The sequence below is a fragment of the Pseudomonas sp. Pseusp11 genome (assembly GCF_047304405.1).
Taxonomy (GTDB): domain Bacteria; phylum Pseudomonadota; class Gammaproteobacteria; order Pseudomonadales; family Pseudomonadaceae; genus Aquipseudomonas.
This window is the reverse complement of sequence record NZ_JBGLZF010000002.1, coordinates 246,573-267,675: the sequence shown is the minus strand read 5'-3', so window position 1 is coordinate 267,675 and position 21,103 is coordinate 246,573. Positions and strand designations below refer to the sequence as shown.

Annotated in this window: 18 protein-coding genes; 6 read left to right on the top strand and 12 right to left on the bottom strand. The window is 60.6% G+C overall.

What is annotated here, in order from left to right:
- Window positions 1-10: 10 nt before the first annotated feature.
- Entirely contained in the window at window positions 11-937 is a 927-nt protein-coding gene (locus tag ACCC96_RS02715; protein WP_019649299.1) for a universal stress protein, read from the bottom strand.
- Window positions 938-1,016: 79 nt separating this feature from the next.
- On the bottom strand, window positions 1,017-1,952 hold the full coding sequence (locus ACCC96_RS02710; RefSeq protein ID WP_019649298.1) for a LysR substrate-binding domain-containing protein: 936 nt from the start codon (window positions 1,950-1,952) through the stop codon (window positions 1,017-1,019).
- Window positions 1,953-2,184: 232 nt separating this feature from the next.
- Between ACCC96_RS02710 and ACCC96_RS02705 the strand changes: the two genes are divergently transcribed.
- The gene (locus tag ACCC96_RS02705; RefSeq protein ID WP_413694933.1) at window positions 2,185-3,477 is read left to right on the top strand and encodes a dicarboxylate/amino acid:cation symporter; all 1,293 of its coding nucleotides are present in this window, start codon (window positions 2,185-2,187) and stop codon (window positions 3,475-3,477) included.
- Window positions 3,478-3,488: 11 nt separating this feature from the next.
- The gene (locus tag ACCC96_RS02700; RefSeq protein ID WP_413694932.1) at window positions 3,489-4,988 is read left to right on the top strand and encodes an amino acid racemase; all 1,500 of its coding nucleotides are present in this window, start codon (window positions 3,489-3,491) and stop codon (window positions 4,986-4,988) included.
- On the opposite strand, the gene ACCC96_RS02695 is transcribed toward ACCC96_RS02700, so the two are convergent.
- The 3 genes from ACCC96_RS02695 to ACCC96_RS02685 form a co-directional block, all read right to left on the bottom strand.
- Window positions 4,985-5,371 (bottom strand): DUF488 domain-containing protein, encoded by a 387-nt coding sequence (locus tag ACCC96_RS02695; protein ID WP_413694931.1) that lies wholly within the window; start codon window positions 5,369-5,371, stop codon window positions 4,985-4,987. The genes ACCC96_RS02700 and ACCC96_RS02695 overlap by 4 nt on opposite strands.
- 11 nt (window positions 5,372-5,382) lie before the next feature.
- Entirely contained in the window at window positions 5,383-6,105 is a 723-nt protein-coding gene (pcsA, locus tag ACCC96_RS02690; RefSeq protein WP_026345825.1) for a phosphatidylcholine synthase, read from the bottom strand.
- Window positions 6,106-6,302: 197 nt separating this feature from the next.
- The gene (locus ACCC96_RS02685) at window positions 6,303-6,668 is read right to left on the bottom strand and encodes a VOC family protein (protein ID WP_413694930.1); all 366 of its coding nucleotides are present in this window, start codon (window positions 6,666-6,668) and stop codon (window positions 6,303-6,305) included.
- A gap of 107 nt (window positions 6,669-6,775) precedes the next feature.
- Between ACCC96_RS02685 and ACCC96_RS02680 the strand changes: the two genes are divergently transcribed.
- Complete coding sequence (locus ACCC96_RS02680; protein ID WP_413694929.1) at window positions 6,776-7,558, top strand: tellurite resistance TerB family protein; 783 nt, start codon at window positions 6,776-6,778, stop codon at window positions 7,556-7,558.
- A 121-nt stretch (window positions 7,559-7,679) separates the two neighbouring features.
- Here ACCC96_RS02680 and ACCC96_RS02675 read toward each other — a convergent pair whose 3' ends face one another.
- The 5 genes from ACCC96_RS02675 to ACCC96_RS02655 all read right to left on the bottom strand — a co-directional run bounded on the left by ACCC96_RS02675 (window position 7,680) and on the right by ACCC96_RS02655 (window position 13,983).
- Window positions 7,680-9,071 (bottom strand): VOC family protein, encoded by a 1,392-nt coding sequence (locus ACCC96_RS02675; protein WP_413694928.1) that lies wholly within the window; start codon window positions 9,069-9,071, stop codon window positions 7,680-7,682.
- 130 nt (window positions 9,072-9,201) lie between these two features.
- Complete coding sequence (glcF, locus tag ACCC96_RS02670) at window positions 9,202-10,419, bottom strand: glycolate oxidase subunit GlcF (protein ID WP_413694927.1); 1,218 nt, start codon at window positions 10,417-10,419, stop codon at window positions 9,202-9,204.
- A 1-nt stretch (window position 10,420) separates the two neighbouring features.
- Window positions 10,421-11,470, bottom strand: coding sequence for a glycolate oxidase subunit GlcE (gene glcE / locus ACCC96_RS02665; RefSeq protein ID WP_413694926.1), 1,050 nt, complete (start codon window positions 11,468-11,470; stop codon window positions 10,421-10,423).
- Window positions 11,470-12,969: a glycolate oxidase subunit GlcD gene (gene glcD, locus ACCC96_RS02660; protein WP_064617022.1), complete on the bottom strand. Its 1,500-nt coding sequence runs from the start codon at window positions 12,967-12,969 to the stop codon at window positions 11,470-11,472. The genes glcE and glcD overlap by 1 nt, the downstream gene beginning before the upstream one ends.
- A 69-nt stretch (window positions 12,970-13,038) precedes the next feature.
- Window positions 13,039-13,983: an alpha/beta fold hydrolase gene (locus ACCC96_RS02655; protein WP_413694925.1), complete on the bottom strand. Its 945-nt coding sequence runs from the start codon at window positions 13,981-13,983 to the stop codon at window positions 13,039-13,041.
- Window positions 13,984-14,243: 260 nt separating this feature from the next.
- Between ACCC96_RS02655 and ACCC96_RS02650 the strand changes: the two genes are divergently transcribed.
- Window positions 14,244-15,317, top strand: a complete 1,074-nt coding sequence (locus ACCC96_RS02650) for a diguanylate cyclase (RefSeq protein ID WP_413694924.1) — start codon at window positions 14,244-14,246, stop codon at window positions 15,315-15,317.
- 285 nt (window positions 15,318-15,602) lie between these two features.
- Window positions 15,603-16,844 carry a M20/M25/M40 family metallo-hydrolase gene (locus ACCC96_RS02645; RefSeq protein WP_019649286.1) on the top strand — a complete coding sequence of 414 codons (1,242 nt, stop codon included), beginning with the start codon at window positions 15,603-15,605 and terminating at the stop codon, window positions 16,842-16,844.
- Between the two features lie 210 nt (window positions 16,845-17,054).
- On the opposite strand, the gene ACCC96_RS02640 is transcribed toward ACCC96_RS02645, so the two are convergent.
- Together ACCC96_RS02640 and ACCC96_RS02635 are read right to left on the bottom strand one after the other, a co-directional pair.
- Window positions 17,055-17,666: a glutathione S-transferase gene (locus ACCC96_RS02640; protein WP_413694923.1), complete on the bottom strand. Its 612-nt coding sequence runs from the start codon at window positions 17,664-17,666 to the stop codon at window positions 17,055-17,057.
- 109 nt (window positions 17,667-17,775) lie between these two features.
- Entirely contained in the window at window positions 17,776-18,696 is a 921-nt protein-coding gene (locus tag ACCC96_RS02635) for a MurR/RpiR family transcriptional regulator (RefSeq protein ID WP_007939390.1), read from the bottom strand.
- A gap of 311 nt (window positions 18,697-19,007) precedes the next feature.
- On the opposite strand from ACCC96_RS02635, the gene ACCC96_RS02630 reads away from it, so the two are divergent.
- The gene (locus tag ACCC96_RS02630) at window positions 19,008-20,945 is read left to right on the top strand and encodes a bifunctional 5-dehydro-2-deoxygluconokinase/5-dehydro-2-deoxyphosphogluconate aldolase (RefSeq protein ID WP_413694922.1); all 1,938 of its coding nucleotides are present in this window, start codon (window positions 19,008-19,010) and stop codon (window positions 20,943-20,945) included.
- Window positions 20,946-21,103 lie beyond the last annotated feature (158 nt).

The window sequence follows — 21,103 nt, the reverse complement described above, 5'->3', positions numbered from 1 at the left end:
GCCGTTGCAGTCACTCATCCAGTGACTCGGTGTACACCACCCACACGCTGCATGGCATTTTGTACAGCACATGCTCCACCGTGCTGCCGATCAACCGGCCCATGCCGCGATGGCCGATCCGGCCCATGACGATCACATCCACATCATGGGTCTCGGTGTAGTGGGTCAGTACCTTGGTGGGGTTGCCCATGATCATGTGCCGCTGCTCCGGCGCGATGCCGTTGCGCGCGGCCAGTTCGTTGAAGGCATTCTCCTGGAGGTCGAACAGGGTCTTGACCTGGTCCGAAGAGAAAAGCGCCGAACCGTTGTAGAAGTTGAACTCATCCGCGCTGATGGATGAAAGGTCATAGGCGTAGACCACATTGAGTTCGGCATTGCAGGCGCTCGCCAGTTTTGAGGCTTCGTGAAGGATCCGGTCGTTGAAACTGTTGTATTGATCATCGCGGTGAAACGGGTCGATCGCCGCGACGATCTTGCGCGGCAACGCGCGAGTGGCATGGCTGACGAAATGCAGCGGCACCGGGCATTCGCGCAACAAATGCACGTCGAGGGGGGTAAACACCAGCCGCGACAGCCGCGATGGATGATCCAGCGCCTTGATCAGTACGTCCATCGGCTGCTCTTTGAGGTGAATCAGGATCTCCTCCAGCGGATTCTCGACCCAGGCCACCTCGGTGGTGACGTTCACACCGATCTTGCGCAAGGGGTGGGCCTGTTCTTCAAGCCACTGGCGGTGGCGCTCGACATAGCCCAAGCGCATCTGCTCCATGGCCTTTTCGTTGACCAGGCTGGCGGTCGCCAGGCCTTCCAGATAGTCGAAGGCCACGATGTGCAGGGCCGCCCCCTCGGCCTTGGCCAGCATCGCGGCCCGGTCGAAGGCGGGGCTGTGTTCCATCAGCGGTGAGGCGACCAGCATGAAGCGCGGTTGACCAGACATGACAAACCTCCCGTGGGTAAGCGAGCAGACGGTGGTCGTTCGATACATCTCAATCCTTTGATTATTGACCATGATCAGTCTAAGGGGCGTCTGGTCGCTCGAATGGGCCTGCTCGCGATGCGACTTCAAGCGTTTTCCAAAGGTCGCGCATCGTCGGGTTTTGATTGGCGATCGAACAATACGAACGTATCTCCAGCCGGGTCTTCCACTCATCGCCGCCGGCCAGCACCAATTGCCCTCGCTCCAGTTCATCGGTCACGGCGCTCAGGGGCAGCCAGGCAACGCCGTAGCCCTCGATCGCCATTCTCATCAGCAACATGGCCATGTCCGCCTCAAAGCAACGATCAAGCACGCAAGCAGTCGGTGCATTCTTGATGACGATATCGGCCACGCGGCCCAAAAAAGTGGTCGCGGTATAGGCCAGGTGCGGCACTGGTTTGGCGGCCGTCCCCGGCAGCCGATGCAACGGTTTGCCGTTATTGTCCGGCGCGCACAGTGGAACGAACGAATCATGCCCCAGGGTCAAACTGCCGAACTTCTCGGGATCGAGCTGGATCGGGGCGAGGGGATGGTGGTAGACGATCATCAAATCGCAGCTACCTTCCTCCAGCGCAATCACCGCATCGTGGATATTCGCGGCCACCACGCGAGCATTGAAGGGCTCATTCTGCTGTTGAAACTGGGTGAGCCACTTAGGCAGAAATGTCATTGAAAGACTGTGCCCGGCGGTGACCTGAATCGAGCGCCCCGGCATTCTTTCTCCTTCGCGAAGAGCCAGTCGCAATTGCAGCAACGCCGACAAAGCCTCGCGCCCCTCTTCACAAAAGCTGCGGCCCGCTTGAGTCAGTTGGACAGGATAGGTGCCGCGATCCACCAGTTCGGCTCCCACCCATTCCTCAAGTGAACGAATCCGCCGAGACAGCGCGGACTGCGTGACGCAACGCACTTCCGCGGCTCGAGAAAAGTTCTTCCATTCGGCAATCGCCAAAAGATCGTCCAACCATTTGGTTTGCATGCTGGCTCCTCATCGCGTCTCTGGCGAAGAGTTTACTGCGGTGCAATGGCGCCACTGAGGGTATTTTGCAAACTATTCCAAAAACGCATCAGCCTATGGTGATTACTCATCATCCCGCGCCAATGGCGTCCCTAGAATCGGTGCTGTAGCCCCGCTGCCGCAGAGCATCGGGTCATCCAGTCTTGTCTTCTGCCAAGTAAAAAAAGCTACAACATCACTTGAGGAAAGCACCGTGAAAAAAAGTAATTTACCCCGCCAGATCGCGATCGGCATCGCGATGGGCGTCATCGTAGGTTGGGCTTGCCATCATTTTTCAGCGGATGAGAAAGCCGCCAAAGAAATCGCCTCCTACTTCTCAATGGTGACGGACATTTTCCTGCGCTTGATCAAGATGATCATCGCACCTTTGGTTTTCGCCACATTGGTCGGCGGTATTGCCAGCATGGGCAATTCCCGATCGGTAGGACGGATCGGGGCGAGGGCGATGGCCTGGTTCGTTTCCGCTTCAGTGATTTCGTTGTTGATCGGCATGTTGCTGGTGAACCTTTTCCAGCCAGGCGCAGGCCTGGATCTTCAGGCGACTCAGGCCGGCGCGGCACCGATAGCGGTAAACACGGGGGACTTCAGCCTCAAGGTGTTCATCAGCCACGTATTCCCTCGCAGCATTGCTGAAGCCATGGCCAACAACGAGATTCTGCAAATTGTAGTGTTCTCGCTGTTCTTCGGTTTCGCGTTGGCAGGTGTCAAGCGCGCCGGCTACACAAAGATCACCGACAACATTGAAGAGCTGGCGAAGGTGATGTTCAAGATCACCGACTATGTCATGGCGCTTGCACCGATCGGTGTCTTTGCCGCCATCGCTTCGGCCATCACCACCCAAGGTCTCGGGTTGCTGGTCGATTACGGAAAACTGATTGCCGAGTTCTACCTGGGCATTGTGATTCTGTGGGGCGTGTTGTTCGCTGCTGGCTACCTGTTTCTGGGGCGTTCGGTATTTACGCTGGGCAAGTTGATCCGAGAACCCGTGCTGTTGGCATTCTCGACGGCCAGCAGTGAGTCCGCCTATCCAAAAACCATGGAGGCGCTGGAGAAGTTCGGCGCACCGAAGCGCGTATCCAGCTTCGTACTTCCACTGGGGTATTCATTCAATCTCGACGGTTCGATGATGTATCAAGCCTTCGCGATCATGTTCATTGCCCAGGCTTACAACGTTGACTTGAGCCTCACACAGCAACTTCTCATCTTGTTGACGCTGATGGTGACCAGCAAGGGCATGGCAGGTGTAGCCCGGGCTTCGGTGGTTGTCGTCGCGGCGACGTTGCCCATGTTCAATCTGCCGGAAGCGGGCATTTTGCTGATCCTGGGCATCGATCAATTCCTCGATATGGCCAGGACCGCCACCAACGTGGTGGGCAATAGCATCGCAACGGCAGTGGTCGCTAAATCGGAGCCTTGCGAGGAGCCGGACGACGTTCCTCAAACCGAGGCATCCCCACGTCCGGTTCGCACTGTAGCCACTGCCTGAGAGTTATCACCATGAAAGCTGAATCGAAGCTGTCCCGTGAGTCGTCGTTTGTACGCAAATTGGGGATCGTTGGCGGGCTTGGCTCACTGGCCGGCGGCGATCTGTTCTACAAGTTGGTGAAGTCCAGGGCGGTGCTCGAGGATCAAGGCCGCTATCACTTTCTGTTCGAACAGCACCCGTTCAAAGATGTCCTGATGCCGTTGGACCGGGGCGCGAGCATGACCTCGAGAAAGTTCTATGTTTTCCAGGTCTGTCAGACCTTCGAGGCCAGCGGGGTCAGCGCGATCGTACTGCCGTGTTTTGCCAGCCACACCTTCCGCGAAGAGATCCAGGAGGAGATAGGCATACCGGTTCTGGACATGATGGCCGCATTGCGCAGGCACATAGATCATGTCGCTGAACCCGGCAGTGCATTGGGCATTCTCGCCTCAGACTATGTTCGCCACGCCGGTTTGTTCGAACGCTACTTCGGCTCCGACTTCAAACTTGTTTATCCAGGTGCTGACGAACAATCGGGGTTGATGGAAGCGATGTATGGCGTCAACGGTATCAAGGATGGATACCTTGACGGTGTACCGCTGGAATGTGTGTATCAGGCCTGCCTGTCACTTCAGGAGCAGGGGGCCACGATGGTCTTGCCGGGCATGACCGAGCTTTCGTTGGTCTGCGGCGACCTGCAGCGGCGGGGCATCACGGTGTTGGATATCAATGAGATTTATGCCGGCTTCGCGACCCAGCAGAAAGGTCAGTCGAATCGCCCACCCTTCAAGCTTGGGATCGTGGGCGGGGTGGGGCCTGCGGCAACGGTCGATTTCATGGGCAAGGTGGTTGCGCATACACCAGCCGGCCGCGATCAGGAGCACATCAAAATGGTGGTTGAGCAGAACCCCCAGATTCCTGATCGCACCGCCAGCCTGCTGTACGACGAAACAGATCCGACGATGGCGATGTATGCCACCTGCAAGCGGCTTGAAAGCGCAGGAGCCAATGCGATTGCGATCCCGTGCAATACCGCTCACGCGTTTGTCGAGCGCATCCAGGCACACTTGCGTGTGCCCATTGTGAACATGCTGGCCGAGACGGTAGAGGCTATCGTCCAGCAGTACGGCGCCGGGAAAACAGTGGGACTGCTGGCGACGTCAGGCACGATCAAAAGTCAGGTTTACCATGAGGCGGCCCGGCGAGCCGGGTTGCACATAGTCGCCCCCGGTGTGGACTACCAGGCGTTGGTCATGGATGCGATATATGGGGCGCTTGGGATCAAGGCCGGGTTCACCGAGGGCCTGTGCAAAGATCAGCTGCTGATCGCCGCCGAACACCTGTGTGAACTGGGCGCCGATGTGCTCATCCTGGGATGTACGGAGTTACCGCTGGTGCTGCAGCATAGCGAGGCCTTCATGATCAAAGGTCATCAAGTGGCGTTGATCGACCCGACGACCATTCTGGCTATGAAGTGTATTCAGCTTGCCCGTGAGCATTCGGGCGAGCGATCAGATTTGCATCTTGGCTAAACAATTTTTGCGCCACGAGCTTCCAGTAGCTCCCGTAATACAGAACGGTGGCAGTGTGCTTCGTCTTCGCAATAACACCCCACGGCCAGTGAGGTTTGATGGGAGAGGGCGGCCAGCAGGTCCAGCAGCTGACTGGGCGCGGGATGGTTCATCTCGGCCTTGAACTTGCGCTTGAAGCTCTCCCAGGCTTTGGCATCTTCTGCCGCCTTGGCTTCGGCCACCAGTTCGGGGCTGGGGGACAGCAGCGGTTGCCACACATCATAGAAGTCGCGGCTGGCGAATTCGGCCTTCGGTACACCACGGGGCGGGCGGCGTACCGTGCCCAGGCGCAGGCCTTCATTCGTGGTGCGGGGTGCGCCGAGTCGCACGATATGGATGGGCATGATTGCAGTGCCTATTTGAGCCGCGAGCCGTCGAACCACTCCAGCGCCGTGCGCCAGATGCAGATCCCCAGGAAGTACGCCGACATCAGCAGCCACAGGCTCATCACCAATGGGTTGATGACCGGATGGTTGAGCACCAGCGACAAGCTGCACAGCAACCAGATGGCCGTCACGGCAATGTTGATCGGCATGAAGCGGCGCACGCGGAACGGGTGCAGGAATTTCATTCGGGTCACGGTCAACAGCGCCAGGCCGATCACGGTGAGCAACGTTATCCACGGCGACGGACCGATGATGTACAGGCACAACGCAACCACGTTCCATGCGGCGGGGAAGCCCTGGAAGTAGTTGTCCTTGCTCTTCATGTTGACGTTGCAGAAGCAGAACAGCGACGACACCAGAATCAGCGACACGGTCAGCAGCAGGGTGTAGTCCGGCAACGGGATGTAACGGTAGATGAACAGCGCCGGAATAAACACATAGGTCAGGTAGTCGATCACCAGATCGAGGATCGAGCCGTCGAAACTCGGCAGCACCGATTGCACGTTGACCTTGCGTGCCAGCGCGCCGTCCAGCCCGTCGACGATCAGCGCCACGCCCAGCCACAGCAGGCAATGGGTGGGCTGGTTCTCCAGCAGGGCGAGGGTCGCGAGGAAGGCAGTGACCACGCCGGTGGCGGTAAAACCATGGGCGCCCCATGCTTTGAGCCTGGCGATGTGTACGGTGGATATCACGGGGGCGTTCTCCAGAAAATGAAGCGAGCCAGTCATCACCCTGCTATTGAGGGCGTCGGCAAACCGGGTCGGGTTGCAGGTATCGACCGGATTTTCGGGGATAAGGTTCACCACCTTTGAATCTTAGACGCCGCACAAAAAAATACCCCGGAAATATCCGGGGTACGCGTTGAGCACTGCACGCTTGTATCGTCAGCTTAACGAGGGAAGAACACGCGCAGTCGATGATTATCCGGATCAAGGGCCACGAAGGTGCGACCGAAGTCGAGTTCCGTCGGTGTTTGCACCATGGTCAGCCCGAGAGCGCTCCAGTCGGCAAACAGTGCATCGACCTGTTCGGCAGACTCCACCGGGAACGCCAGCTCGGTCCCGCCGCCCGTTACAGTCGTTGCAGGTTCGGCGGTATGCCGCGACCAGAGCCCCAGTTTATAGCCGTCGTCCAGGACAAACAGGGCGAAGGTCGGCGACTCTTCCACGGGCGTGCGCTCCAGCAGAAACTCATAGAACCGTGCACTGACGGCGGGGTTGTCCACGAAAAGCAAAATAAAACGGGGAGTGATCATGGGGTTGCTCCATTAGAAGGTGGACGCAGCATAAAAGGTGGCGCTGTCAGTTTCTGTCAGGAGTGTGAAGGGGCGCCTTTTGACGTCAGCCAGACGGAGTTGGCGGAATGTCCGGCGAGGACTATCGTTGCCTGACTGAGTTTCTGCCCATCAATGAGGACGTCGTCATGAACACCAGCGATTTGCTTGAGCAATTACTGCGGGCCGGCCAGGGCCCACAGTCGCAACAAGGTGGTGGTGCGGCGTCGACTCAAGGCGGCTTGGGCGATTTGGGTGGCTTGCTCGGTGGCCTGTTGGGTGGCAGCGCGGGTGGCGGTGCTGGCGGCGGAGGTTTGGGAGGTTTGCTCGGTGGTCTGTTGGGCGGCGGTTCCCCTTCGGGCGGTTCAAGCCAGATGCGCTCGGGCGGCACCAACTATGCGGCGTTGGCCTCTTTGGGGATGATGGCGTTCCAGGCCTATCAGGCATGGCAACGCAGCCAGGCCTCGGCACCACAACAGGCGCCGCGTACCGTTGATCTGTTATCCGGTCCGGAAATCGAAGACCACAGTCACGCCATCCTTCGCGCCTTGATCGCCGCCGCCAAGGCCGACGGCCGTATCGACGACGCCGAGAAACAAATGATCAGCACCGAAATCGGCCGCCATACCGACGACCCGCAATTGCAACAATGGCTCGATGACGAAGTCGCCCGGCCGCTGGACGCCGCCGATGTGGCGCAGTCCGCCCAGGATCCGGGCATGGCCGCCGAGATGTACCTGGCCAGCGTGATGCTGGTGGACGATCAGCAGGACGCCGAGCGCAATTATCTGGATGAACTGGCTGCTGCGCTGAAGATCGATCCAGAGCTGCAACTGCACCTGGAGCAACAGGCCAAGGGCGGTGCGGCTTAAAAGGTCGAAAACGTGCCGTGCCTGCAACGACGCGACGAACGACGGGGCGGCCCCTCCTGCATGAAATACGTATTCCTGCAGGAGCTGCCGCAGGGCTGCGATCTTTTCGCGGCCATAACGCCTAATCGGTAACCTTCAAACCCAATGCTGCAAAACACTCTTCGATCGATCGCCGCTGCGTCTCGGCATACAAGCCCAACTCATCAATCGTCGACCGCCCCAGCGCCTTTTCGAACGCCTGTTGGTTCGAGTGCACACCATAGTGGGTTTGCGCCGCGTCCCCCAGGTTCGACTGAAAAATCCCCGCCGCACTGACCGGCAGGAAATCTTCGTACACCAGCGGTTCAACCCGTACATACCCGTCGCGGAGCAAATCCTCCAGCGACGCGTCTTTCAGCCCATCCGCCTCCAGGCCTTTTTCCGTCACGAAGTAGCGAAAGTACGCCAGTTCCTGTTGGCGCATGTCCTCAACGGTGTCAGGGAATTCGCCAAAGTGCTGCGTCATTAGCGCGTTGTAGCGTGCGGCATTGGCTTCGTTGGGGAATTCCTTGAGTTCATCCCGGGCAGCATTGAGCAAGCGGTCGTAAAGCGCCCGACCCTTGGGCGTGAGCGCTGCGCCGCGTTGTTCTATTTCACCGAAGCGGGCGCTGTGGCTGCCACGCATCTCGGCTTGATCGGTAAAAGCAATCGGCTCGTCCAGCGCCTTGAAGCTGGTTTGACGCAGCAGAATCGGGCATTGGCGGCGGGGTGGGCCTTCGATCACCGCTTTGGGGGTAATGCCGTGGGCGGGCATTTGTGCCTGGACGATGTCGATGTCCAGGGTGCGCGGCGTCAGGTGGTTAATGTGCGGGCCTTTGAACGCCACCACGTCGGCGATCAGTCGATGCTGGGCGCTGAGTTGTTGGTACTGTTCGGCGGTGACGGTGGCGCTGTGGTGCCAGCGGAAGGTTTCCAGGGCTTGGGCGACGAAGTCCTGCGCCTCGTATTCGGTCAGGCCGCCCTGGGTTTCGGCGCGTTCGATGAGCGTCAGCGCTGCCGGGGTGAAGATTGAACGCTGGTCCAGTACCGACTGGGCAAAGGCCCGCAGTTCGGTGTCTTCGATCAGTTCCAGGCGCAGCAGCGAGGTGAACACCCGGAAGGGGCTGACCTGCAACGCCGCCTCATGCACGGCACGGAATGCAGTGGAATGCACCGGCACGCCGGCCGGGGTCAGGTCGTAATAGCCCACCGGTTGCATGCCCATCACCGCGAACAGGCGGGCGAGGGTCGCCAGTTCAGTGGCGGTGCCGACGCGGATTGCACCGTGGCGTTCCAGGTCCAGCCGCTGGATTTCCCCGGTGCTGTGCAGCTGTCGGGCGATTTGCGGGTCGCTGTCCAGTACGTGGCGGTTGGTCTGTTCCACCAGTTCCATCAGCGCGCCGTACAGCGGCACTTCTTCGCGGTACATGTCGGACATCGCTTTGGAGAAGCGTTGGCGGATCAGGTCAGGGCTGACGAAATTCGGGTGGCTCATGAAAAAAATTCCTGGCGCAGTGACGTAACGGATGCCGGAAAAGATCGCAGCCTTCGGCGGCGCCGACAAACGAAGTTTCTGACGAACTTCATTCTGCCAAGGACTGTTCTTGCAACGCGGAAGTGTTCGGTTAACGCAGCACTTGGTCCACCAATTCGATCCAGTGCCTGACTGGGGTGCGCCCGGCGCTGTTGAGGTGGCTCTGGCAGCCGATGTTGGCGGTGGCGATGATTTCGGGGTGGCCGCTTTCCAGGGCGTTGAGTTTGTTGTCGCGCAGTTGCCGGGCCAGCTCCGGCTGGGTGATCGAATAGGTGCCCGCCGAGCCACAACACAAATGACTGTCGGGCACCGCTGTGAGATTGAAGCCCAACCGCGTCAGCACGGTCTCGACCGCGCCGCCGAGTTTTTGCGCGTGCTGCAAGGTGCAGGGGCAGTGGAAGGCGATCCGCCGGTCGGTGGCGGCGCAGACTCGCTCCAACGGCTCATCGGCCAGCACTTGCACCAGGTCCAGCGCCAGTTCGCTGACCCGCCGGGCCTTCGCCGCATAAACCGGGTCGCGCTCCAGCAGATGCCCGTAATCCTTGATGAATGCGCCGCAGCCGCTGGCGGTTTGCACGATGGCTTCGGCGCCGCTTTCCAGGTGCGGCCACCAAGCGTCGATGTTGCGTCGGGCGCGGTCCAGGCCCACGGCTTGGGCGTCGAGGTGATAGTCCAGCGCACCGCAACAACCGGCTTCCGGCGCCGGAATCACGCTGATTCCCAGCCGATCCAGCACCCGCGCCGTCGCGGCGTTGGTGTTCGGTGACAGACCGGGTTGTACGCAGCCTTCGAGCATCAACACCTGGCGCGCATGCCGAGGGACAGGGCGTTCGCCCGGAGCAGGGAGGTCGTGGGGTAACTTCGCCTCAACACCCCGTGGCAGCAACGGCCGGAAAGTGGCGCCGATCTGCAGCAGGGTCTTGAACAGGTTCGGGTTCGGCGCCAATGCCCGCAGGCCCTGACGCAACAGTCGTTGACTGGCCGGGCGTGGCACCGCTTGATCGATTACGGCGCGGCCAATGTCCAGCAGGTTGTGATAATCCACCCCGGACGGGCAGGTGGTTTCGCAGTTGCGGCAGGTCAGGCAGCGGTCCAGGTGCAATTGTGCCTGTGCCGTGGCGGGGGCGCCTTCGAGCACTTGCTTGATCAGGTAGATGCGCCCGCGTGGCCCGTCCAGTTCGTCGCCGAGCAGTTGATAGGTCGGGCATGTAGCGTTGCAAAATCCGCAGTGCACGCAGGTGCGCAGGATCTTGTCCGCTTCTTCGGCGCGGGGCAGTTGTCGGGCCTCTTCGCTGAGATTGGTTTGCATCTTACAGCTCCGCGTACATCCGGCCGGGGTTGAACAACCCTTGCGGGTCCAGTTGCGCCTTGAGTTGCCGGTGATAGCGCAGCAGCGCCGGGGCCAGGGGCTGGAAAGGCATTTCTGTGACGCCATGGCTGAAACAGGTGGCATGGCCGCCGTGCTGCTGAGCCAGTGATTGAATGTTATCGGCTGCTGATTTCAACCAGCGTTGCGCGCCACCCCAGTCGATCAACTGCTCGCCGGGCAAGTCCAGTGGCCCGAGGTTGTTGGGCAATGACAAGCGCCACAGCGGCAGGCCTTCATTGAAAAAGTCTAGTCGTTGTTCGTTCAGGTCGGACCAATAGGCCGAGTCCAACGGTTCGCCGCCGAGCCGTTGATGGGCCGCCGTGACCGAGCCTTCGCCGCCTTCCAGACGCAGGTACAAACGCTGGCCGTCGTGGCTGGCGGCGCTGATGGGCAGCGGTTGCTGGCCCCATTGCGCCAGATTGGCCAAGGCGCGGGCGCAGTCGATGTCCAGGCTGATGCTCAGGCATTGCCGGGGTTTGGGCAGCACTTTGAGCGAGACTTCGGTCAGCACGCCAAGGCAGCCGTAGCTGCCGACCATCAGGCGCGACAGGTCATAACCGGCGACGTTTTTCATCACTTCGCCGCCAAAGCGCAGGTGAGTGCCCAGGCCGCTGATCACCCGCGTACCGAGGACAAAATCGCGCACCGAGCCGGCCCACGGGCGCCGCGGCCCGGACAGCCCCGCAGCGATCATTCCGCCGACGGTGGCGCCTTCGCCGAACGACGGCGGCTCGCAGGGCAACATTTGCCCCGCGGCATCCAGCGCGGCAAACAGTTCGCTCAGCGGTGTGCCGGCGCGAACGCTGATCACCAGTTCCGTCGGGTCATAGCTGACGATGCCGCAGTGGGCGCGGGTGTCGAGCACTTCGCCGGCCACTTCACGGCCGAGAAACGCCTTGGTGTTCCCTCCCTGAATGCGCAGCGGCGTGGCGTTTTCCAGCGCCTGCCTGACCTGGTCGAGCAGGGCTTCACTGGCATCGAAATCCACCATCAGAAACGCTCCAGCTCAGGGAACGGCAGTTTTCCTGCGTGAATGTGCATCGCGCCGAATTCCGCACAGCGGTGCAGGGTCGGGATGTTCTTGCCAGGGTTGAGCAGCCCCTGCGGGTCAAACGCGGCTTTCACCGCGTGAAACAAGGTCAACTCGTCACTGTTGAACTGCGCGCACATCTGATTGATTTTCTCCCGGCCCACACCGTGCTCGCCGGTGATGCTGCCGCCGACTTTCACGCACAGTTCGAGGATCTTGCCGCCGAGGGCTTCGGCCCGTTCCAGTTCGCCGGGCTGGTTGGCGTCGAACAGGATCAGCGGGTGCATGTTGCCGTCGCCGGCGTGGAACACGTTGGCCACCCGCAAGCCATATTCTTGCGCCAGGCTGGCGATGCCCTTGAGTACGCCGGGCAGTTCGCGGCGGGGGATGGTGCCGTCCATGCAGTAGTAATCCGGCGAGAGGCGGCCGATGGCCGGGAAGGCGTTTTTGCGCCCGGCCCAGAACCGCACGCGCTCGGCCTCGTCCCGGGCCTGGCGCACCTCGCTGGCGCCGGCCTGTTGCAGCACCTCGCGGACTCGCTCGCAGTCGTCATGGACATCGGCTTCGACGCCGTCCAGTTCGCACAGCAGGATCGCTTCGGCGTCCACCGGGTAACCGGCGTGGATGAAGTCTTCGGCGGCGCGGATCGCCAGGTTGTCCATCATTTCCAGGCCGCCGGGGATGATCCCGGCGGCGATGATTTCGGCCACCGCGCGCCCGGCCTTTTCCACTGAATCGAAACTGGCCAGCAGGACTTTGGCGACCTGGGGTTTGGGCAGCAGTTTGACCGTGACTTCGGTGATGATCCCCAGCAAGCCTTCGGAGCCGGTGAACAGCGCCAGCAGGTCAAACCCCGGCGCGTCCAGCGAGTCGGCGCCGAGGGTCAAGTGTTCGCCTTCAAGGGTCAGGATTTCGAGTTTCAGCAGGTTGTGCACGGTCAGGCCGTACTTGAGGCAATGCACGCCACCGGCGTTTTCCGCGACGTTGCCGCCGATTGAACAAGCGATTTGCGAGGACGGGTCCGGTGCGTAATACAAACCGAAGGGCGCCGCTGCCTGGGAAATCGCCAGGTTGCGCACCCCTGGCTGGACCCGTGCGGTGCGGGCGGCGGGGTCGATGTGCAAGATGTTGTTGAATCGCACCATCACCAGCAACACGCCTTTGTCCAGCGGCAGCGCACCGCCGGACAACCCGGTGCCGGCCCCACGTGCCACCACCGGCACATTCCGGGCATGGCAGAGCTTGAGCAGTGCCTGCACCTGTTCAAGATGTCGGGGCAGGGCCACCAGCATCGGCGTGGTGCGATAGGCCGAGAGACCGTCGCATTCGTAGGGCTTGAGTTCTTCCTCGCGCCAGAGGATGTCCAGGTCCGGCACCTCCTGTTGCAAGGCCTTGAGCAGCACCGCCTTGTCGACATTGGGCAGGGCGCCGTCGATGCGTTCGTCGTAAAGAATGTTCATCAATCGCGCCTCGTATGAATCGCCGAGCATCCCCCCGAATTATCCGCCAAAAAAAGCCCATGGCAGCTGCTACGAGGCGGTGGGGGTCATGTGATGCGCCCGCAAAAACTCCCGGTACAAGCGTGCTGTTTTGGTCGGCTGCTCAACCATCGGCATATGGCCGACTCCGTCCCAGATTTCCACCCGCAGATCGGCGATGCCCTTGCTCCAGACGGGCACGCTGCTGACGTCGATCAAGCGGTCCTTGCGCCCCCAAAGCAGCAGCGCCGGGCATTTGATATCGGGCAGTTTTGGCTCCATCGGCGGGCTGGCCCGGAAGTCCCTGAAGATTTCTTCCAGCTCGTCGCGCTGCTGTTCGTAGCGCTGGGCGACGGCGTCCAGCACGATCCCCGGTACCCATGGCGGCGAAGCCATGGTCATGGCGTAGAAATGCTGAAACTCTTCGCGGGAATGAATCAGGAACGGGTTATGGCCGCGAGCCAGGTGGCGCTCCATGTCGCTGGGCTCCGGGGCAGTGACGCCAGCCGGATCGAGCAGCGCCAGTGAAACGATACGCTCGGGGTAATTGACCGCCAGCCATGCCGCGATGTAGCCACCCATGGAGTTGCCGATCACATGCACCTTTTCGACGCCGCAGACATCGAGCAACTGGATCAATCGTTTGGCCTGGACCGGAATGTCGTAGCCACCACCGGCCTTGAAGCCGGTTTCGCCATGGCCGGCGAGGTCGGGGATGATCACCCGGTAGTCGTTGACAAAATGCCGGGCGAAGCGCAGCCAGATATTCTTGTCGGCGCTGCAGCCGTGCAGCATCAGTATGTTGCTGGAGGCTTCGTAGGGTCCGCCTTGCCAGGTCGAGACGGTCATTTCGGTGATCGGCACGATAAGCTTGTGCAACCGATACAGCCGGGCCTCCAGCGCCATGTTCAAGTCATAGAGCCAGTAACCGATGGCCGGGTAGCTCAACCAGCTCCAGGCCGCGAAAACGGCGATAGCGACAACCAACAAAAGCATCAGGCTATTCCTTTTGCAGTGATCAGGACGGAAGGTGGTTGGCGGAGCCTCTGCAGCGGCCTCCTGTTTATCGTGGTTTATCGATCCCTTACTTCATGTATAGACAAACATTGGGCACTCGCCTCATCGCGATGCCACACTATTGGAGCTACCAGCTGTCAGACCGTCATCCGGTGATGGCTATTCGCCGTTCCCCTGATAGACTTCAATCACTTTCACCCATGTGATGTCAGGCTCGGTTCAGTAGTACAGAGGCCTCTATGGAAAAAAAGGGAGGAAAGGGACTTTCATTGGCCAGGAGGCTTTATGGGTCGCGCATCCTGGGTCTGGCCCTTGGACTATTGTGTGTCGGTGCAGGGATGTATCCACTCGACCCCGCGCCCTGGGTCTGGGTGGTGATGCTGTTCAACGGCGTCATCTGGCCGCATGTGGCCTATCAATGGGCGCGTCGGGCGAAAATTCCTTATCACGCTGAACACCGCAACATTCTGCTGGACGCGTTTCTTGGCGGTTTCTGGGTGGCCGCCATGCAGTTCAATCCGCTGCCCAGCGCAGCTACGCTGTCGATGATGGCGATGCACAACGTGGCCATCGGTGGCTTGCGTTTTCTGTTGGTGGGCGCCGTTGTGCAGGTGCTTGGGATCGGCCTCGGGCTGCTGGTGTTCATGCCGGCTTTTGTCCCGCAAACCAGTCCATTTCAGCTATACGCCTGTTTACCTTTACTGTCGATTTATCCGATGTCCCTGGGCTGGATCTGCTTCCGTCAGGCCCACACTCTCGGCCGACACAAGCGCGAGTTGCTGGCCCTGAGCCGCACCGACAGCCTGACTGGCCTGCTGAATCACGGCGCCTGGAAAGACCAGCTGGAAATCGAGTTTCAGCGTTGCCGGCGCCAGCAGAAGGGCGGGGCGATTGCGTTGATCGACATCGATCATTTCAAGACCATCAACGACACCTACGGCCATGTCGCCGGGGACATCGTCTTGCGTCAGTTGAGCAAAATCCTCAAGCAGAACCTGCGGGCTGCCGATGTCGCCGGCCGCTATGGTGGCGACGAATTCTGCGTGCTGCTGCCGGACCTGCCGCTGGAGCGCGCCGCCGTGGCGATGGATGCGCTGCGTGCTCGTTTCGCCACGTTGGGTTACGAGCAGAACCCGGCGCTGAAGGTCAGCTTGAGCATCGGCCTGGCGGCCTTCAACCCGGCCCACGACGAAGCGACCCTGTGGCTCAACGACGCCGACCAGGCGCTCTACGAAGCCAAGAGCACCGGCCGTAACCGCGTCATTTGCCATGGCGACGGCAAGCCGCGTAAAGAGTTGCTTGATTCTGTGTAACCAAATATGCACACATCACCCGTGGGAGCGGACCTGTGGCGAGGGGGCTTGCCCCCGTTCGGCTGCGAAGCAGTCGTAAAACCGGTCACCGCTTTCTAATTCAAGATCGCGGTGACTGGTTTCAGGGGCGCTTCGCTCCCCAACGGGGGCAAGCCCCCTCGCCACAGGTCCGCCCCCACAGGGAATGTGTGGTCATGCAGGTTTGTATGTGTCGCATCCGGTGTAGAGCCTTGCGTCGTAGTCAGGTAGGGTCTAAAGACCCCGACACGAAACAAGGATCGATTCATGACGTTCAAGCTCCCGCGCTCCCTCCTGGCCACCAGCCTTGGCCTGACCCTCGCCCTCGGCACCTTCACCCCGGCAGCCTTCGCCGAACCCCACAAACAAGTCCTCGCCGATGCCGAACAGTACAAGGCTGAAGCCTTGAAACTGCTGGAACGGTTGGTGAACATCGACTCCGGCTCCGGCTATGAACCGGGCCTGACCCAGGTGAGTGACATCGCCATCGAAGAGTTGAAGAAACTGGGTGCCACCATCGAACTGGTGCCCAACACCCCGGACGAGAGCAACCATGTGCTGGCTACCCTCAAAGGCACCGGCAAGGCGAAGATCCTGCTGATGGCGCACATGGACACTGTGTTCAAGGAAGGCTCCGCCACCGAGCGCCCGTTCCACATCAAGGACGGCCGCGCCTATGGGCCGGGTGTGATGGACGACAAGGGCGGCATCGTCGCCGGGATCTACGCGCTGAAAATCCTCAAGAACCTCGACTTCAAGGACTACGCGCAGATCACCTTCCTGCTCGATGCCAGTGAAGAAACCGGCTCGGACGTCGCCACCGACCTGATCAAGAAAACCGCCAAGGCCCACGACGTGACCCTCAACCTCGAACCGGGCCGCCCGGCCGATGGCCTGGTGGTCTGGCGCAAAGGCAGCGCCACTGCCGTGGTCGAGGTCAAAGGCAAGGCTGCGCATGCGGGCGTTGCCCCGGAATTGGGGCGTAACGCTGCCATGGAAGCCGCGCACCAGATTTTGCAACTCGGCAAACTGGGCGATGAAGCGAAGAAAACCACCATCAACTTCACCGTGCTCAAGGCCGGCGACCGCACCAACGTGATTCCGGATCAGGCTACGGCCAAGGCTGATGTGCGGGCGGCGGTGCCGGAGGAATTCGACCGGATCGAAAAGGATTTGGCGCGGGTGTCGAAGGACAAACTGATTGCCGATACGCAAGTCACCACCAGCCTCAAGCGCGGCTTGCCACCGATGCCGCAAACGGCGGAATCGGATCGCTTGATGGCCATGGCTCAAGGCATTTACGGCGAAATTGGCCGCAAGTTGACGGAAGAAGGCAGCGGCGGGGCGGCAGATGCGAGTTTGTCCGCGGGTGTTGGCACGCCGACGCTGGACGGGTTCGGGATTGTCGGCGGCAATATCCATACGCCTGAGGAATATGCCGAGGTCGAGAGCGTGGCGCCGCGGATTTATTTGCTGTCGCGGATGATTATGGAATTGGCCAAGCGGTAATCGGCCAGATCGTCAGGCCCCTGTGGTGAGCATTGCCCAATGCGGAACCTGTGGGAGCGGGCTTGTGTGGCGAGGGAGCTTGCTCCCGCTCGACTGCGCAGCAGTCGCAAAGCTTTTGGGGCCGCTTCGCGCCCCAGCGGGAGCAAGCTCCCTCGCCACACAAGCCCGCTCCCACAGGGATTTTCAGTGTTTTATCTTCCGGCGTACTGCCTACTCGATCGGTGTATCGACAAACACCTCAAGCCTTTCGGCATAAGCCGTAAACGCGTTGATCAGTGGAAACTGCACGGCATCCACCTGATCCGGCACCACCAGGTTGGTAAAACTCCAGGCCACCGCCAAGCTAATCCCGTCCTGCGCAATCGAGCCGTCGGTCTTCAGTGGCTGTTTTTCCAGCTCCCGCTCCAACGCCGAATACGCCGCCGCCAATTGCCCCTCGACCCGTTCCACCCACGGAGCGTACTGAATCTCCGCTGGCCGCAGGTTGCGTTCGTAGTAAAGCTGCACCGACTTCTCGCACGCGGCCAACGCCAGGCCGATCAGCCGCAGCGAGCGCAAGCGTTGAGCCGGATTGTCGGATATCAGGCTTTTACCCGGAGCGGCCAGGGCTTCGAGGTAATCGATGATCAGCGTTGAATCCATCAACACCTCACCGTCATCCAGCACCAGCGTCGGCGCCTTCACCACCGGGTTGATCTGCTGGAACTGCTCGAAGTGCCTGAACACCGAAACCGACGCGTGTTCCAGCGGGATGCCCAGGCATTTGGCGGAGATGGCGACGCGCCGCACGTAGGGCGAATCCAGCATGCCGATCAGTTTCATTGAGCCTCTCCTTACAGACAGTCCTTGGGGATGGACAACCTTAGCCGAGGTTCAGCGACGTGCAAACGGTTTCGCGCTAATCCTCAGGCCTATTGTTCATCCTCGAAGGCTAATCCTCAAAGCCTGCCTGTTCATGAATCTCATCGACCTTCAATTCCAGTCGATAAGCCACGGCGATGAACAGCGCCTGGCACAGGCACAAGGTGGCGCTCAGCGAACGGAAGGCAAACGAGCTGCCTTCGTTGACCAGCAGCACGGTGTTGGCGCGCTTGGCCAATGGCGAGAGGTTGCTGTCGGTAATGATCAGGGTTTTCGCCTGATGGTGCTGGGCGATGCGCAGGCAGTGCTGGGTTTCCTTGCCATAGGGCGTGAAGCTGATGGCGATCACCAGGTCGTTGGCGCGCACGCTGCGCATCTGCTCGCGGTAGCTGCCGCCAAGGCCCGACACCAGGTGGATGCGCTTGTTGGTATGTTGCAGGTTGTAGACCAGGTAATCGGCCACCGCGAACGAGCGACGCACCCCGACCACGTAGATGTTGTCGGCATTCACCACCAGGTCCACGGCCTTGTCGAAAGCCTGGTCATCGAGTTCCAGCCCCAATCGCTCGATGCCCGACAGGGTGGCGTTGATGCACTCGCGCGCCAGGTCGCCGCCGCTGGCCTTCTGCGACTTGTTGGCGATCATGCTGCGGATGCGTTGCTGGTAGTTCTGCACCGGCGTGGTCTTGTGGGTGTAGGCCTCGCGGAACAGCGCCTGCATTTCACTGAACCCGCTGAAGCCGAAGCGCTGGGAAAAGCGCACGATGGCCGACGGGTGCACTTCGCATTCGCGCGCGATGTCGCTGATGCGGTCGACCATGATCCGGTCGCTTTGCTGGCTCATGTAGCTGGCGATGCGTTTGAGCTGGCGCGGCAGACTTTCGTACTCCTCGGTGATCAGCTGCAACAGACGCTCGGCATTGATCGGAGGGCTGGCGAGATCGCTGTCGGGCGAGCTCTCGGTCGTAGCCGGCTGATCGGTGCGGGACATAAGAAATCCTTCTGGCTTGTTCTTATAGGGATGACGGTTCTCGTCATCCCCTGACAATAGGTTGGCTGTGCGCAGTCTACAGGGTAGGCCGGAATAAAATCTTGAGCTTGCAATCGGCCTGGGGCCTGCTGAAACGATGCACGGTGTCTGGAACGCTTGTATCAAAGTTTATTGGAAAAAATATTCCACGTAAAAAATATATAGAATAAATATTGATTATTCGGCCCCGGTCGTTTTAGTCTGCATCCACCAAGAGTGTTCGGCGCCTTCATCGCCCCGGACGCAGGCTGATAAAAATAACAGGAGCCAGCATGGGCCAGACTCGTTTTGCCAGTGGGCGTCAATTGGATCTGATTTGCCTCGGACGCCTTGGCGTCGATCTTTATGCGCAACAAGTCGGGGCGCGGCTGGAGGATGTGAGCAGCTTCGCCAAGTACCTGGGCGGGTCGTCCGCCAACATCGCCTTCGGCACCGCGCGGCTGGGGCTGAAGTCGGCGATGTTGAGCCGGGTAGGGGACGACCACATGGGCCGTTTCCTCGTTGAATCCCTGGTCCGTGAAGGCTGCGACGTCAGCGGCATCAAGGTCGATCCGGAACGCCTGACCGCCATGGTCCTGCTGGGCCTCAAGGATCGCGAAACCTTTCCGCTGGTGTTCTACCGCGAAAACTGCGCCGACATGGCGTTGCGCGCCGAAGACATCAGCGAAGCCTTTATCGCTTCCAGCAAAGCCCTGCTGATCACCGGCACCCATTTCTCCACCGACGGTGTCTACAAGGCGAGCATTCAGGCGCTGGACTACGCCGAAAAGCACAACGTCAAACGGGTGCTGGACATCGACTACCGCCCGGTGCTCTGGGGCCTGGCCGGCAAGGCGGACGGCGAAACCCGTTTCGTCGCCAACCAGAACGTCAGCCAGCACGTGCAGAAAATCCTCCCGCGTTTCGACCTGATTGTCGGCACTGAAGAAGAATTCCTGATCGCCGGCGGCGCCGAGGATTTGCTCACCGCGTTGCGCAATGTCCGGCGCCTGAGCGCGGCGACGTTGGTGGTCAAGCTCGGCCCGCAAGGTTGCACGGTGATCCACGGGGCGATCCCGGCGCGTCTCGAAGACGGCGCGATCTATCCCGGTGTGCGCGTCGAAGTGCTGAATGTGTTGGGGGCCGGCGATGCCTTCATGTCGGGTTTCCTCAGCGGCTGGCTGGAGGACGCCAGCGACGAGCGCTGCTGCCAGTTGGCCAATGCCTGCGGTGGACTGGTGGTGTCGCGCCATGCCTGCGCCCCGGCGATGCCGACCCGCGCCGAACTCGATTACCTGTTCAACAGCCCGGTGCCGATCACCCGGCCGGATCAGGACGTGACATTGCAGCGTCTGCATCAAGTCAGCGTACCGCGCAAACAGTGGAAGCAACTGTTCATCTTTGCCTTCGATCATCGCGGGCAACTGGTAGAGCTGGCCCACAAGGGCGGGCGCGACCTGAACGCTATCTGTGAACTCAAACAACTCTTTATCAAAGCCGTGGAACGGGTCGAGGCGGATTTGCGTGAGCAGGGCGTCGACGCCGATGTCGGTTTGCTGGCCGATCAACGTTTCGGCCAGGACTCGCTGAACGCCGCCACCGGTCGTGGCTGGTGGGTGGCGCGGCCAGTGGAAGTGCAGGGTTCGCGGCCATTGGCGTTCGAACACGGGCGCTCGATCGGCAGCAACCTGATCGCCTGGCCGCAAGAACAGATCATCAAATGCCTGGTGCAATTCCATCCCGACGACGAGCCTCTGCTGCGTCTGGAGCAGGAAGCGCAGATCAAGGGCCTGTATCAGGCCTCGCAAGTCAGCGGGCATGAATTGCTGCTGGAGATCATTCCGCCCAAGGATCACCCGTCACCGCATCCGGACGTGCTCTATCGCGCCCTCAAACGCCTCTACAACCTGGGCATCTACCCGGCGTGGTGGAAGATCGAAGCGCAAAGCGCCGAGGAGTGGAAACAACTCGACGAGCTGATTCAGGAACGCGACCCGTATTGCCGTGGCGTGGTGCTGCTGGGCCTGAATGCCCCGGCGGCGACCCTGGCCGAAGGGTTTCAGCAGGCCAGCCAGAGCCAGACCTGCCGTGGTTTCGCCGTGGGCCGGACGATCTTCCAGGAACCGAGCCGCGCGTGGCTGGCCGGTGAAATCGACGACGAGGCGCTGATTCGCCAGGTGCAGGGCACCTTCGTCGAACTGATCGATGCCTGGCGCACGGCCCGTGCCTGAAAAATTAGCTGATTGATGAGGCTTTTGTGGCGAGGGAGCTTGCTCCCGCTCGGCTGCGAAGCAGTCGCAAACTTGTGAATGCGGTTTACCTGATACACCGGGCTGGTTGATGCGGGACTGCTTCGCAGTCCCGCGGGAGCAAGCTCCCTCGCCACAGG